Source organism: Rufibacter aurantiacus (assembly GCF_017916345.1).
GTDB classification, from domain to species: domain Bacteria; phylum Bacteroidota; class Bacteroidia; order Cytophagales; family Hymenobacteraceae; genus Nibribacter; species Nibribacter roseolus.
On record NZ_JAFMSV010000004.1, the window covers coordinates 838,163 to 851,960 of the forward strand.

General features: G+C 53.3%; 10 protein-coding genes. 9 read left to right on the forward strand and 1 reads right to left on the reverse strand.

Going from position 1 to position 13,798, the window contains the following annotated elements; translation table 11 throughout:
- Positions 1 to 6: 6 nt before the first annotated feature.
- Positions 7 to 1,263 carry a transcription termination factor NusA gene (gene nusA / locus J3P34_RS18270; RefSeq protein ID WP_210462965.1) on the forward strand — a complete coding sequence of 419 codons (1,257 nt, stop codon included), beginning with the start codon at positions 7 to 9 and terminating at the stop codon, positions 1,261 to 1,263.
- A 170-nt stretch (positions 1,264 to 1,433) separates the two neighbouring features.
- Positions 1,434 to 4,751, forward strand: coding sequence for a translation initiation factor IF-2 (gene infB, locus J3P34_RS18275; RefSeq protein WP_210490038.1), 3,318 nt, complete (start codon positions 1,434 to 1,436; stop codon positions 4,749 to 4,751).
- A gap of 277 nt (positions 4,752 to 5,028) precedes the next feature.
- Here infB and J3P34_RS18280 read toward each other — a convergent pair whose 3' ends face one another.
- On the reverse strand, positions 5,029 to 5,451 hold the full coding sequence (locus tag J3P34_RS18280; protein ID WP_210462967.1) for a hypothetical protein: 423 nt from the start codon (positions 5,449 to 5,451) through the stop codon (positions 5,029 to 5,031).
- Between the two features lie 238 nt (positions 5,452 to 5,689).
- On the opposite strand from J3P34_RS18280, the gene J3P34_RS18285 reads away from it, so the two are divergent.
- The 7 genes from J3P34_RS18285 (at position 5,690) to J3P34_RS18315 (ending at position 13,692) form a co-directional block, all read left to right on the forward strand.
- Positions 5,690 to 6,472 carry an enoyl-CoA hydratase/isomerase family protein gene (locus tag J3P34_RS18285; protein WP_210462968.1) on the forward strand — a complete coding sequence of 261 codons (783 nt, stop codon included), beginning with the start codon at positions 5,690 to 5,692 and terminating at the stop codon, positions 6,470 to 6,472.
- A 157-nt stretch (positions 6,473 to 6,629) separates the two neighbouring features.
- Positions 6,630 to 8,141, forward strand: a complete 1,512-nt coding sequence (locus J3P34_RS18290) for a lipopolysaccharide biosynthesis protein (RefSeq protein ID WP_210490039.1) — start codon at positions 6,630 to 6,632, stop codon at positions 8,139 to 8,141.
- A gap of 23 nt (positions 8,142 to 8,164) precedes the next feature.
- Entirely contained in the window at positions 8,165 to 8,611 is a 447-nt protein-coding gene (gene dut / locus J3P34_RS18295) for a dUTP diphosphatase (protein ID WP_210490041.1), read from the forward strand.
- Between the two features lie 160 nt (positions 8,612 to 8,771).
- Positions 8,772 to 9,779: a sugar phosphate nucleotidyltransferase gene (locus J3P34_RS18300; protein WP_210462971.1), complete on the forward strand. Its 1,008-nt coding sequence runs from the start codon at positions 8,772 to 8,774 to the stop codon at positions 9,777 to 9,779.
- A 17-nt stretch (positions 9,780 to 9,796) separates the two neighbouring features.
- Positions 9,797 to 11,551 (forward strand): tetratricopeptide repeat protein, encoded by a 1,755-nt coding sequence (locus tag J3P34_RS18305; RefSeq protein WP_210490042.1) that lies wholly within the window; start codon positions 9,797 to 9,799, stop codon positions 11,549 to 11,551.
- Positions 11,544 to 12,305: a lipoprotein insertase outer membrane protein LolB1 gene (gene lolB1 / locus J3P34_RS18310; protein ID WP_210490043.1), complete on the forward strand. Its 762-nt coding sequence runs from the start codon at positions 11,544 to 11,546 to the stop codon at positions 12,303 to 12,305. Before J3P34_RS18305 ends, lolB1 begins: the two co-directional genes overlap by 8 nt.
- Positions 12,292 to 13,692, forward strand: coding sequence for a murein hydrolase activator EnvC family protein (locus J3P34_RS18315; protein ID WP_210490044.1), 1,401 nt, complete (start codon positions 12,292 to 12,294; stop codon positions 13,690 to 13,692). The genes lolB1 and J3P34_RS18315 overlap by 14 nt, the downstream gene beginning before the upstream one ends.
- Positions 13,693 to 13,798: the final 106 nt, after the last annotated feature.

A 13,798-nucleotide genomic window follows, 5' to 3' on the forward strand; every position in this document is an offset into this window, starting at 1 on the left:
AAAGACATGGATAGTTCAGTATTGATCGAGTCGTTTGCGGAGTTCGCTAAATTCAAGAACATTGACCGCCCTACCATGATGCGGATCTTGGAAGACGTGTTCCGTACCATGATCCGGAAGAAATGGTCTACTGATGAGAATTTTGACATCATCCTGAACGTAGAGAAAGGCGATCTTGAAATTTGGCGTAACCGCGAGATTGTGGACGATAACTCAGAGGACATCTGGGATGATGATAAGATAAGCCTTTCTGAGGCCCGCAAGATTGAGCCTGACTTTGAGGTGGGCGAAGAAGTTTCTGAGCTGATCAAGCTGGAGGACTTCGGTCGCCGCGCCGTGTTGACTGCCCGCCAGACCCTTATCCAACGGGTGAAAGACCTTGAGAAAGACCTGCTGTACCAGAAATACAAAGACCAGGTAGGGGAGATCATCTCCGGCGAGGTCTACCAGGTATGGAACCGCGAGGTGTTGATCCTTGACTCTGAGGACAATGAACTCTTGATTCCTAAGTCTGAGCAGATCCCCAAAGACCGTTACCGCAAAGGTGACGTGGTGCGGGCGGTGGTTCAGCGCGTGGAGATCATCAACGGTAACCCAAAAATCATTCTTTCCCGTACTTCTCCGCAGTTCCTGGAGCGTCTGTTTGAAGGCGAAGTGCCTGAGATTTTTGACGGCCTCATCACCATCAAGAAGATTGTGCGGGAGCCAGGCGAGCGTGCCAAGGTAGCCGTGGAGTCTTACGATGACCGCATTGACCCGGTAGGTGCCTGCGTGGGCATGAAAGGTTCGCGTATCCATACCATCGTGCGTGAGCTGGAGAACGAGAACATTGACGTGATCAACTACACAGACAACATGGAGCTGTACATCCAGCGGGCGCTGAGCCCCGCCAAGATCAGCAGCATCAAGATAAACGAAGAAACGGGCCGCGCCTCTGTGTTCCTGAAACCAGACCAGGTTTCCCTGGCCATTGGTAAAGGCGGGCAGAACATCAAGCTCGCCAGCAAATTGGTGGGTCTGGAGATTGACGTGTTCCGTGAAACCGAAGGGTTTGAAGAAGATATTAACCTGGAAGAATTCTCTGACGAGATTGAGAGCTGGGTGATTGACGAGCTGAAGCGTATTGGTCTGGACACAGCCCGCAGCGTGATGGCCGTCAGCAAGGAAGATCTGGTGCGCAGAACGGAGCTTGAAGAAGAGACCGTGGAAGACCTGCTCAACATCATCCGCCAAGAGTTTGATTCAGAAGAAAGCAACAACTAGTGGTGCGCTTTATGTGCCGGGTTATTTGACCTTACTGGAGGGTGGGTGCCATTTTTGGCCTATTTTCCGGGAAACAGGGCAAAAACGCGAAGTCGTCATGGCCACCCATCCTTTTTAATGAGTAAGAAACAAGTAACTACTAAAAGTAAATTATAACAGCATATTTGAACATGTCAGAAGAAAGATCGATGAGGCTTAAGCAGGTAGCAACCACCTTAAACATCAGCCTTGCCACGGTAGTAGAATTCCTGGGCAAGAAAGGGGTTGAGATCGAGAATAAACCTACTTCAAAAATTACCCCGGAGCAGTTCAATATGCTGTCGAAAGAATTTGCTTCCTCCATGCAGGCCAAGGCCGAGGCAGCAGAACTGAACATCGGGAAAAAGCCGGCTGAGCATGAGCACCGGCCTGAGCCTAAGAAGCAGCCCGAGCCTGAGCCGGAGATGTTTATCAAATCCAACCAGGTGAGAACGCAGTCCGTTGAGCAGCCAAGACCGGCCGCTCCGGCGCCGCAGGCTCCCGCGCAAGCACCAGCCCCTGCCCCGGCCACAGCCGCCGCAGGTGGTTCTGCTTTGCCAGGGATCAAGATCCTGGGCAAGATTGACCTGGATGCCAAAGGCAGACCAATTCCAAAACCGGCACCCGCTCCGGCGCCAGCACCTGCTCCTGCCCCGGTAGCGCAGGCTCCGGCACCAGTTGCCGCCGCGCCAGCCAAACCAACCGAAGCACCAGCCGTAACCGAAAGACCGGCCGCTCCGGCGCCAACCCCAGCAGCTGAACCAGCGCCAGCGCCTACTCCGGTAGCTGAGGCCCCTAAGCCCGCTGCAGTGGCACCTGCTGCTCCGGCAGCACAAGCCCCGGTTGAGGCCAAAGCCCCGGAAGCTCCGGCTGCAGTTGAAAGACCAGCTGCTCCAGCGCCAACTACAACACCGGCTCCAGTAGCCGAAACGCCAAGACCGGCCGCACCTGCACCTGCACCACAGGAAGCAAGACCAGAAACTCCGGTAGCTACTCCAACGCCAGCTCCTGCTTCCACTCCGGTAGCAGCAACTCCGGCGCCTGCCCCGGCGGCAGACAAGCCTGCTGAGCCAAGCGCACCAGAGGCACCACAGTCTACCATTAAAGCACAAGCAGACCAGCTGAAAGGCTTGACCGTGCTTGGTAAGATTGAGCTTCCGGTAAGCGGAGGCCGTGGCAAAGGCGGTAAACCAGTGGCGTCTTCAGATGAGCGCCGCCGCGGAAACCAGCCGGGTGCCCCAGGTCAGCAAGGCCAGGGCGGCGGAGACAAGAAGAAACGCAAACGCATTGAAGTACCTAAAACCGGTGCGCAAGGTGGTGGCAACAATGCCCCGCAACAGCAAGGACATCGCGCCGGTGACAGAGCAACCAGTACCCGTCCGTTGGGAACAGGCCAGGCGGCAAACCGCCAGGGCAACGCCGGCGGACCAGGCCAGGGACAACGTCCGGGTGGCGGTGGAGGTTACCAAGGGAATCGCCCAGCAGGCGGAGGCCCAGGTCAGCGCCCAGGAGGCGGTGGCGGTAATCGTCCGGCCCCGGCTGCTCCACGTGCTGAACTGACAGATAAAGAAATCCAGGATCAGATCAAGGCTACTCTGGCCCGTCTGAGCGGTGGTAAAGGCGGTAACCAAGGAAACCGTGCCAAGTACCGCCGTGAAAAACGCTCTGCCGTGGCAGATGCCGCTGATGAGCGCAGAATGCAGGAGCAGCTGGAATCTAAGATTCTACGCGTAACCGAGTTCGTGTCTGCGAATGACCTGGCGGCCTTGATGGACGTGAGCGTGAACGAGGTGATCAAGACCTGTATGAACCTGGGTATGTTCGTATCCATCAACCAGCGCCTTGATGCCGAAGCTATCACCATCATCGCTGATGAGTTTGGCTACGAGATCCAGTTCGCTACCACCGAGGACGAAGAAAACCTGGGGGCCGAGGAAGAAGATGCAGAAGAAGATCTGCAGCCACGCGCGCCAATCGTGACCATCATGGGTCACGTTGACCACGGTAAAACCTCTTTGCTGGATTATATCAGAAGAACCAAAGTAACCGCCGGTGAGGCCGGGGGTATCACCCAGCACATTGGCGCCTACCAGGTAACCACCGATGCCGGGAAAGACATCACGTTCCTGGATACGCCGGGTCACGAGGCCTTTACCGCCATGCGTGCCCGTGGTGCCAAAGTAACTGACGTGGTAATCATTGTGGTAGCTGCTGACGACAGCGTGATGCCGCAAACGAAAGAGGCCTTGAACCACGCGCAGGCGGCTGGTTCGCCTATCGTGATTGCCATCAACAAAGTGGATAAACCAACCGCTAACCCAGACAAGATCCGTGAGGAACTTGCCCAGTTGAACGTACTGGTGGAAGAGTGGGGCGGTAAATACCAAAGCCAGGAGATCTCGGCCAAGACTGGACAAGGTATTGACGAACTGTTGGAGAAAGTATTGCTGGAAGCTGAGTTATTAGAACTAAGAGCCAACCCAGACCGCCGTGCCGTAGGTACTGTGATTGAAGCTGCCCTGGATAAAGGCCGCGGATACGTGGCCACCGTATTGGTACAAACCGGTACTCTTAAAATTGGGGACATTCTGGTAGCTGGTTCGCACTACGGCCGCGTGAAAGCGATGACGGACGTTTTAGGACGTCGTCATAAAGCTGCGGGTCCATCCATGCCTATCCAGGTGTTGGGTATTGACGGAGCGCCGCAGGCCGGTGACAAGTTTGTGGTAATGGAAACTGAGCGTGAAGCCCGTGAGATTGCCGTAAGCCGTCAGCAATTGCAGCGTGAGCAGAATATGCGCACGAAGAAACACATCACCCTGGATGAGATCGGTCGCCGTCTGGCCATCGGTACTTTCAAGGAGTTGAATGTGATTGTGCGTGGTGACGTGGATGGTTCAGTAGAGGCCCTTTCTGACTCATTATTGAAACTGTCTACCGAAGAGGTGCAGGTGAACATCCTGTCCAAAGGGGTGGGCCAGATCTCCGAGTCAGACGTTCTTTTGGCTTCCGCTTCAGATGCAATCATCATTGGTTTCCAGGTTCGTCCGTCGGCCAATGCCCGCAAGCTGGCAGAGCAGGAGCAGATAGACATCCGCCTGTACTCTATCATCTACAACGCCATCAACGAGGTGAAAGACGCCATGGAAGGTATGTTGGCGCCAACCGTACAGGAAGTGGTAGTTGCCAACGTAGAGGTACGCGAGGTGTTCAAGATCACCAAAGTGGGAACTATTGCAGGTTGTATGGTTACCGATGGTACCATAACCCGGAACTCGAAGATACGTTTGGTGCGCGATGGTATCGTGGTTCACTCCGGCGAGATCCTGGCCCTGAAACGCTTCAAAGACGACGCGGCCGAGGTACGTCAAGGGTACGAGTGCGGTATCAGCATCAAGAACTTCAACGATCTGCAGCAAGGCGACATCATTGAAGCCTACGAAGAGCGCGAAGTTAAACGGACGCTGTAATCCACGGATAAGTCACAAGTTGATTTCAGATAAAGAGAGCCCCACCCAAAAGGTGGGGCTTTTTGTTTCTGCCCTGTGTTCTGATTGTTTTTTGGAAAGTAAAGTGATTGTGGTTCGTAGGGGAATTTGCGTAGGCAAAGCCTTCAGCAGGTCCTACGAGTGCCTCTGCCAATCATAGGAACTCACGTTTTAGCCCTGACTTCAGCAAAATGCCTTTAAAAAAAGAAAGCCCCTTCCACACAGGTGAAAGGGGCTTTTGATATGGGTGGTGAACCGGTTAAAAGAACAGGAACTTGCGGTTACGCTTGTTCAGGCTCTGCTGATACATTTTCCCGTTGGGGTTGTCCTTGTCAATAAGCCTTTTAGATTTCCGCTGCTTTACCTTCTTCGCCTTGTTTTTATAGGTTCCTATAGAAAAGGCACCCTTGCCAGTGTCATACTTGTTGTCTGGCATGGAGTAACGCGGTCCGGAGTACATACCGCCGCTGGTCTTGGCAGAGGCTACTGCTTTCTGCCGGTCCAGGAGCATCTCCCGGTCCACGTTGCTGGAGCCAGACTGGCCCTTCTTGATGCCTTCAGGACCGCGCCGACTGGCTTCGCGCTTTGATTTTCTGGGCTTCTGGGCCGAGGCTTGCGTAGCATTAGCGCCCAGTAGTACCAGCGCCATGGCAAACACAACGTATCTAAAAAATGTGGTCATATAGCGTAGATGCGAAGAGAAGTGGAAATATGCCGTGTAACGCGAAGGGCGCAAAAACTGTTCCAGATATTCACACTTAAGTTAAGCACAAATATTATACTTTCCTAAGCGTTATAACTGAAAAAGTAGGCATTAAGAGTATTTTTAATGGGTGGTGGGCAAGCACCGTAATCTGTGTGGATTTCTTTATATTTGCGCCTCTTATTTAGAGGAGAAACACACGTTTAGAAGATAGAACATGGTCCAATACAACAACCTTCTGCTGGAGAACAAAGGCGGCATTTTGTTTATTACGGTCAACAGGCCCAACAAGATGAATGCCCTCAACATTGAGACGGTAAAGGAGATCAACAACGCCATGCAGGAAGTGTATGATGACCCAGAGGTGCGGGGCGTGATCCTGACGGGAAGCGGTGAGAAGGCGTTTGTGGCCGGGGCCGATATCTCTGAGATTGCTGAGTTGAACGAGGTGAACGGCCGCCGTTTCGCGGAGCGGGGGCAGGATGTCTTTTCCATGATTGAAGAGAGCCCTAAGCCTGTGATTGCCGCGGTGAATGGTTTCGCCTTGGGCGGAGGCTGTGAACTGGCTATGGCTTGCCACATCAGGGTAGCCAGCGAGAACGCCCGTTTTGGGCAGCCTGAGGTGAACCTGGGCATTATCCCGGGCTACGGTGGCACGCAGCGCCTGACCCAGTTGGTAGGCAAAGGCAAAGCCATGGAGCTCATGATGACCGGTGACATGATCTCGGCCGCCGAGGCCAAAGAAGTGGGGCTGGTGAATCATGTGACTACCCCCGAAGGACTGATGGACAAGTGCCTGGAGATCATGCAGAAGATCGTGGCCAAAGCACCGTTGGCGGTGGGCATGATTGTGGACTGCGTGAATGCCTGGTATGACAAAGAAGAAAACGGCTACCAAACTGAGGCCAATTCCTTCAGCCGGTGCTGCGGATCAGAGGACTTCAAAGAAGGAACCTCGGCGTTTCTTGAGAAGCGCAAGCCCGCGTTTAAAGGCGAATAAATCTTCCCGCACAGCCTAAAGCTAACTTATCATTGAATTCTCTGCCTACTCCCGTTTTGGGTTTGTTTTACACAAAACAGGCCCAAAACGGGAGTAGGTGTACATAAGGAAAAATGAACGCGCTTTATCAACCTCATTTTCCTGCCATTCCCCAGATATGAGTATTGCTAAAAAACTGGTAGGGCAAACAGCGGCGTACGGTCTCAGCAGCATTGTGGGCCGGGCCCTGAATTATTTGCTGGTGCCCTTGTACACGGGCGTGTTCGCGCCCGCCGAGTACGGGGTGGTCACCAAGTTGTACGCCATAGTGGCTTTCCTCAACATTGTGTATACCTACGGCATGGAGACGGCCTTCTTCAGGTATGCAAACAAACCCGGAGTAGATCGGCGGGAACTCTACCACAAGGTCCAGACGCTGATCCTTACTTCTAGTCTGCTGTTTACGGCGGTTCTTGTGCTGTTTTCCTCATCCATCGCGGCAGAGTTGGGTTACCCAGGCCGGGAAAAATACATCATCTGGCTGGCCATCACCATGGCCGTGGATGCCATCTCCGCTATTCCGTTTGCCCGCTTGCGCCTGGAGAACCAGGCGGTGCGCTTTGCCATTATCCGACTCTCTAATATCTTTCTGGTCATCGCCGGCAACCTGTTCTTCCTGATTTTCTGTCGGCAAGTGTACGAAGGCAAATATTTGGTGGGGTTGCGCCCTTTCATTGACACCATTTATGACCCTAACTTGGGCGTGGGCTACATTTTCCTGGTGAACATGGTGGCTAACCTGCTCTTCATTCCCATGCTCTGGCGCGAGTTTGTTGATTTCCGTTTCAGGCTCAGTTTTAAGGAAATGTCCCCAATGCTGGTGTACGCATTCCCTATCTTGGTCATGGGCCTGGCCGGTGCCACAAACGAAATGCTCTCCCGCCTCATGCTGGAGGACTGGTTGCCCGAAGGGTTTTATAAAGGCGTGACAAACGAGGATGCCCTCGGAATCTTCGGGGCCAATTACAAGCTGGCCATCATGATGAGCCTCATGATTCAGGCGTTCCGGTATTCGGCAGAGCCGTTCTTTTTCTCGCAGTCGCAGGAAAAGAACTCGCCGGCTACTTTTGCGGTAGTCATGCGGTGGTTTGTGATTGTATGCGCACTGGCCTACCTGGGCATCAGCGCCAACCTGGACCTTTTCCAGTATTTCCTGGGGCAGAAAGCGTACCGCACAGGTATGGAGGTGGTGCCGGTGCTGTTGCTGGCCTACCTGTTCAACGGCGTCTACTACAACCTCACGGTCTGGTTCAAACTCACCGATAAAACCCATTACGGCACCTATATCACCATCTTCGGGGCCATTGTCACCGTAGTAGCGAATTTCATGCTGATTCCGGTACTGGGCTATATGGGCAGTGCTATTGCGGCGTTCCTTTGCTATTTCACCATGTCAGTGGTGTGTTATGCCATCGGGCAGAAGTATTTCCCGGTGCCGTATCCTATTAAGGCCATTTTTGGGTACCTGCTATTGGCCTCGGGGCTTATCTGGCTGGCATATGCGTGGGACATAGAGAGCTTCTGGCTCCGGCAGGCCTACCACCTGGCTTTGTGCGCCGTGTTCCTGGCCGTGGTGTGGGTGGTGGAGAAGCCCCTGCAGCGAAATGCCCCGGCAACAGCCGTTAAATAGATAAATTCGTATATTAGCTTTCTATGAGTACCACTCTTCCCGTTAAAGTCATCAACCTGGGTAAGCATCCGCTGCCCGCATACGCCACGGAGCACTCTGCCGGGCTGGACCTGCGCGCTAATCTGGAGGCCCCTGTGACCCTTAAACCCTTGCAGCGCACGCTTATCCCCACAGGGCTTTCCATTGAGCTGCCCGAGGGGCACGAGGCCCAGATCAGGCCCCGCAGCGGACTAGCTTTCAAGCACGGCATCTCCATTGTGAACAGCCCCGGCACCATTGACGCAGATTACCGCGGTGAGATCAAAGTGCTGCTGGTGAATCTCTCTGATGTAGATTTTGTGGTGGAAGACGGCGAGCGCATCGCGCAGATGGTAGTGGCCCGGTATGAGCGGGTGGCCTGGCAAGCCGTGGAGGAACTTTCTGACACAGAACGCGGGGCTGGCGGATACGGGAGCACCGGGAAGCACTAAAAGGCAGCCTAAAATTAGCGTTCAGGGTGCCTTCTGAATTTGATATCTTCGGTTTTTACTATATTTTAGAAGAAATAGCCTGAAAACGGGAAGTGAACATATCTAAAACACGAAAAACCCGTAGGTAGCCCTTACTTAAGCAAACTATTTAAGAGAAACTATGAGAATTATTGTACCAATGGCCGGCATGGGCAAACGTATGCGCCCGCACACCCTTACTGTTCCTAAACCCCTTATCCCAATTGCTGGGAAGCCAATTGTACAGCGGTTGGTGGAAGACATTGCCAAGGTGTGTCAGGAGCCTATTGAAGAAGTAGCCTTCATTATTGGTAGGTTTGGGGCTGAAGTAGAGGCGAAGTTATTGAAGATAGCGGAGTCTGTTGGCGCCGTAGGTACAATCCATTATCAGGATCAGCCGCTGGGAACCGCCCACGCCATTCTGTGCGCCCAGAGCGCGCTTAAAGGCAATGTGGTAGTGGCTTTCGCCGATACCCTTTTCAAAGCCGACTTCAAACTGGATACTTCTGCCGAGGGCACCATCTGGGTACAGAAAGTAGAGGACCCGCGTCCGTTCGGCGTAGTGAAACTGAACGAGCAAGGCCACATCACCGAGTTTGTGGAGAAACCACAGGAGTTCGTTTCTGACCTGGCCATCATCGGGATCTATTATTTCAAAGACGGCGAGTACCTGCGCAGCGAACTGCAGTACCTGTTGGACAACGACATCAAAGACAAAGGCGAGTACCAGATCACCAACGCGCTGGAGAACATGAAGAGCAAAGGCTCAGTGTTCATCCCTGGCCAGATCTCTGAGTGGCTGGACTGCGGAAACAAAGACTCTACCGTGTTCACCAACCAGCGTTACCTTGAGTACATCCAGGACGAAGAAGGCCTGGTATCTGGAACCGCGCAGGTGAATAACAGTGTTATTATACCGCCGGTATATTTAGGGGAAAACGTAGTACTAAACAATTCTGTGGTAGGTCCGCACGTTTCAATTGGAAACAACACCCAGGTAAGCGGGTCGGTGATCAGCAACAGCATTGTGCAGGAAAACAGCAAGGTAAACCACGCCCACATCGCTAACTCAATGGTGGGTAATTACGTTGTGTATGAAGGGATTCCAGCTGACCTGAGCTTAGGCGACTACAATACCCTGCGTGGCTAGACAGGAGATTTAATTTTATGCTGAAAAGAGGACTCACGATAGTGGCTGCTTTGTGCGGGTTGGTAGTGGCGTGTGAGAACAGCTATGCCCAGTCTGAGCGCAAGAAGGAGAGGAACGCGGCCCCTCAGGCGGTAACGCCCCCTCTGGTTCTTAGCCAACAAGAGCAGCAGCTAAGTGAGTCCTATTTTCTGGAAGGCATGAAGTTCTTCGTGCTGGAAGAGTATAACAAAGCCCTTGACCGTTTCCAGCGGGCGTATGCCATCAGCCCCAATAACGCGGCGGTGAACTACAAGCTGGCAGAAACCAGTCTGCTGCTAGGCAACGTAAGGGGCGCCCTGCCCTTTGCCAAAGCTGCCCTGGAACTGGAACCCAAGAACCCCTATTACCATCTCCTGCTGGCCCAGATCTACACAAACCAACAGGAGTACGACGATGCCATCAAAGTTTACGCCCGCCTCACGCAGGAACTCCCGCACACCGAGCAGTACCTTTTCAATCTGACGGACCTTTATCTGGCCAAAAACCGGCTGGACGATGCTTTGCGCACTTTAGGCCAGATTGAGGGAAAATACGGGCTAATTGAGGAAATCTCCTTTAAAAAGCAGCAAATCTACCTTAAGCAGAACAACCTGGCCAAGGCCCTGCAGGAAGGCGAGAACCTGATCTCCTCCAAGCCTGAGGAAGTACGCTACCTGTTAGCCCAGGCCGAGATTCTGGCTGCGAACAAGAAAATAGGCGAGGCGATCAACATGGCCCAGAAAGCCTTGGCGGTTGCCCCCGATAACGCCTACGGCCGTCTTATGCTGGCCGATCTGCTGCAACAGCAAGGCAAAACCACCGAGGCCGATGCCCAACTGGAGCTCGCCTTTGGAAATCCTTCCCTGGATATTGACTCCAAGGTGAAGATCCTGGTAGACTATATCCGGCGGCTGCCCAATGACAAGGTAGCGGCCCAAGCCATTAAACTGGCGGAACTCACCACCAAAGCGCATCCGCGCGAAGCCAAAGCCCATGCCGTAGCCGGTGACGTTTTCGTGAATGCCGGCCGTAAACTGCCTGCCCGCGATAGTTATGTGAAAGCAGTGGCTTTAGACCCGGGGCATTACAAAATCTGGCAGCAGATTGTGTTGCTGGACGGCGAGATGAACCAGAACGACTCCCTGGTAGTCCATTCTGAACGGGCGCTGGAGTTTTTCCCTAACCAGCCCATGTTCTGGTTTTACAACGGCACGGCTTACCTCATCAATAAGAATTACACCAAAGCCGCCAAATCACTGGAATACGGCCGCCGCTTGGCGGGCAATAACCGCGATCTGCAGTTACAGTTCAACCTGCAGCTAGGCGATGCTTACCATTCACTGGAGCAGTATGCGCTCTCAGACCAGGCCTATGAAGCCGCTCTGTCCATAGAGCCTAACAACCCGCACGCGCTCAACAATTACAGTTATTTCCTGTCTGTGAGAGGGCAGAACCTGCCTAAGGCGAAAGCGCTGGCCAGTACGCTGGTGGCGCAGTACCCAGACAATCCTACGTACTTAGACACCTACGCCTGGGTCTTGTACAAGATGAAGGATTACCAGGAAGCGAAACGGTTACTGGAAAAAGCCGTAGCTGTCTCTTCAGATGCCACCATTATTGAACACTACGGCGATGTGCTCTACCAATTGGGCCAGCGCGATCTGGCCCTGAAACAATGGGTGCGCGCAAACCAGGTGGGCGGCGCCTCAGAGGGCATCAGCAAGAAGATTAAAGACAAAAGACTTTATGAATAAGAGTAACTATATCTACGCCTTAGGGTTGAGTTTGCTGGTACTGGTAGGATGTAACAAGAAAGCCGCTCCCGGCGCCTCCGGCGCTGTGACTCCCGAGAATATCAACAAGGTAAACGTAGTCAATACAGATTACACCTTTTTCAGCGCGAAGGGCAAGGTGCAGAGCGAGAGCACAAAAATCAACGCGAACCTCACGCTGCGCATGAAGAAAAACGAGGTGATCTGGGCCTCGGTGCAGGCTTTGGGTTTTGAGGCTGCCCGCCTCAAAGTAACGCCAGACTCTGTGTATGTAGTAAATAGGCTCAAAGACGAGTACTTTGTAGGGTCTTACAACATGCTGCGCGAGCGCTACAACGTAGACGTTGATTTTAAAACCTTGCAAGACCTGTTAATTGGAAATTTTGTGGCCGCCGAAAACGGGCGGGAAAAGCTGGAGCAGGAGGGACCGGTGCAGCACCTGCGCACCCTGCGCACCAATCTGCAGATAGACCAGTTTGTGGATACCACCAAGTTCAAGCTCAAGCGCACCGAGGTCCGTAACCTGCAGACCAAAGATTATATGACCGTAGATTACCAGGATTTTGAGGATCTGAATGGTAAGCCATTTGCCATGGCCGTGCTGCTTTCCATCCAGCAGCCCGAGGGAAATGCCTCTAAGACAACGGTGGTAGCGGTGAAGCACAGACAGGTTTCCACGTCTGAGACTTCCCTGGATTTCCCTTTTTCCGTACCTTCGAACTATGAACGTAAATAGGGCGGGGCTACTTTATCTTTTTTTATTCTTTTTCTTGATCGGGTTGAATTCTGCTGAGGCTCAGCAGAAAAAGACTACCCGTTCCTCTTCCAAAACGTCCTCAAAGAAAGCGCCGGTAAAAAGCAAAGCCCAGCTGGAGCGCGAGAAAAACGCCAACCTGAAAAGGATTCAGGAAGCAAACCGTATTCTGAAGGAAACGGCCCAGAAGAAACAAGCCTCTCTGGGTCAACTGAACGTGATCAAAGAGAAGATCACCGTGCAGACAGGCGTCATCAAAAACATTTCCTCAGAAATAGTCTACCTCAACCGCGACCTGCGCACCACCGAGGAAAAAGTGGCCGATGCCCAAACCGATCTGGAGCGTCTTAAAAAAGAATATGCCCGCCTCATCTATGCGGCTTCCAAAACGGCTAACAGCTACAACAAACTCATGTTCCTGTTCGCGTCAGATTCTTTCAACCAGATGATGCGCCGCATGAGCTATCTACGTCAGTATACCGAGGCGCGCAAAAAGCAGGCGGCAGCCATTGAGGAGGTGCAGCAGAACCTTAACCAGCAACTGAGCACCCTTACCACCCAAAAGAAGCAGAAGCGAAGCCTGCTTAGCGTGCAGCTGAACGAAAACAAGAACCTGCTTTCCATGCATGACCAGCAGGATCAAGTAATCCAGCAACTGAGTCTGCAGGAGCAGTCCCTGAAGCAGGAGGTGGAACAGCGCCAGAAAGCAGTGCAGCAGTTGAACAGACTCATCGCCAACATTGTGCGGGAAGAGATTGCCCGGGCCGCCCGTGCAGCGGAAGCTGCTGCCAGAGCCAAGGCTGCCCGTGAAGCCGCTGCTGCGGCCAGAGCTGCCGCTGCGGCAGGTAAACCAGCCCCAAGTGAACCAGCCGCTACCGCCAGCGCCCCTGCCAAGACCAGAGCCTCTGTCTCCCGTACCGATCGCGTAACCCTTACCCCGGAGGCTGCTGCCCTTTCCTCCAACTTCGCGGGAAACAAAGGCCGCTTCTCGTGGCCAGTGGAACGGGGGTTTATCTCCCAGCGTTTCGGGCGGCAGGCGCACCCGGTATTGAAAGGCGTAGTGGTGGAGAACCGCGGTATTGACATCCAGACTGGTGCCAACGAGCGGGTAAGAGCTATCTTCGGGGGTAAAGTGCTGGCGGTGCAGACCATTCCGGGCATGAACAACATTGTGATGGTGCAGCACGGCGAGTATTTTACCGTCTATGCCAAACTCCGCACAGTGAGCGTCTCCGAAGGTCAGGAAATCAGCACCAAACAAACCATCGGGACGGTCTACACCGATGCCGAAGGCACCTCTGAACTCCAGTTCCAGATCTGGAAAAACCAAACCAACCTCAACCCGCAAGGCTGGCTCATGCCAAAATAGAAAAGGTGTTTAGGGCCCGATTTTGTGAAATCAGGTCCTAAACACCTTTCCGCGCAATTTAATAATATGTAGGGGCAATCCCTTGTTGTTGCTCCAAAATCAGCCT

Coding starts and splice junctions, on each gene's coding strand:
- infB (WP_210490038.1), top strand. CDS start 1,434: ATGTCAGAAGAAAGATCGATGAGGCTTAAGCAGGTAGCAACCACCTTA.
- J3P34_RS18305 (WP_210490042.1), top strand. CDS start 9,797: ATGCTGAAAAGAGGACTCACGATAGTGGCTGCTTTGTGCGGGTTGGTA.
- dut (WP_210490041.1), top strand. CDS start 8,165: ATGAGTACCACTCTTCCCGTTAAAGTCATCAACCTGGGTAAGCATCCG.
- J3P34_RS18300 (WP_210462971.1), top strand. CDS start 8,772: ATGAGAATTATTGTACCAATGGCCGGCATGGGCAAACGTATGCGCCCG.
- lolB1 (WP_210490043.1), top strand. CDS start 11,544: ATGAATAAGAGTAACTATATCTACGCCTTAGGGTTGAGTTTGCTGGTA.
- J3P34_RS18280 (WP_210462967.1), bottom strand. CDS start 5,451: ATGACCACATTTTTTAGATACGTTGTGTTTGCCATGGCGCTGGTACTA.
- J3P34_RS18315 (WP_210490044.1), top strand. CDS start 12,292: ATGAACGTAAATAGGGCGGGGCTACTTTATCTTTTTTTATTCTTTTTC.
- nusA (WP_210462965.1), top strand. CDS start 7: ATGGATAGTTCAGTATTGATCGAGTCGTTTGCGGAGTTCGCTAAATTC.
- J3P34_RS18285 (WP_210462968.1), top strand. CDS start 5,690: ATGGTCCAATACAACAACCTTCTGCTGGAGAACAAAGGCGGCATTTTG.
- J3P34_RS18290 (WP_210490039.1), top strand. CDS start 6,630: ATGAGTATTGCTAAAAAACTGGTAGGGCAAACAGCGGCGTACGGTCTC.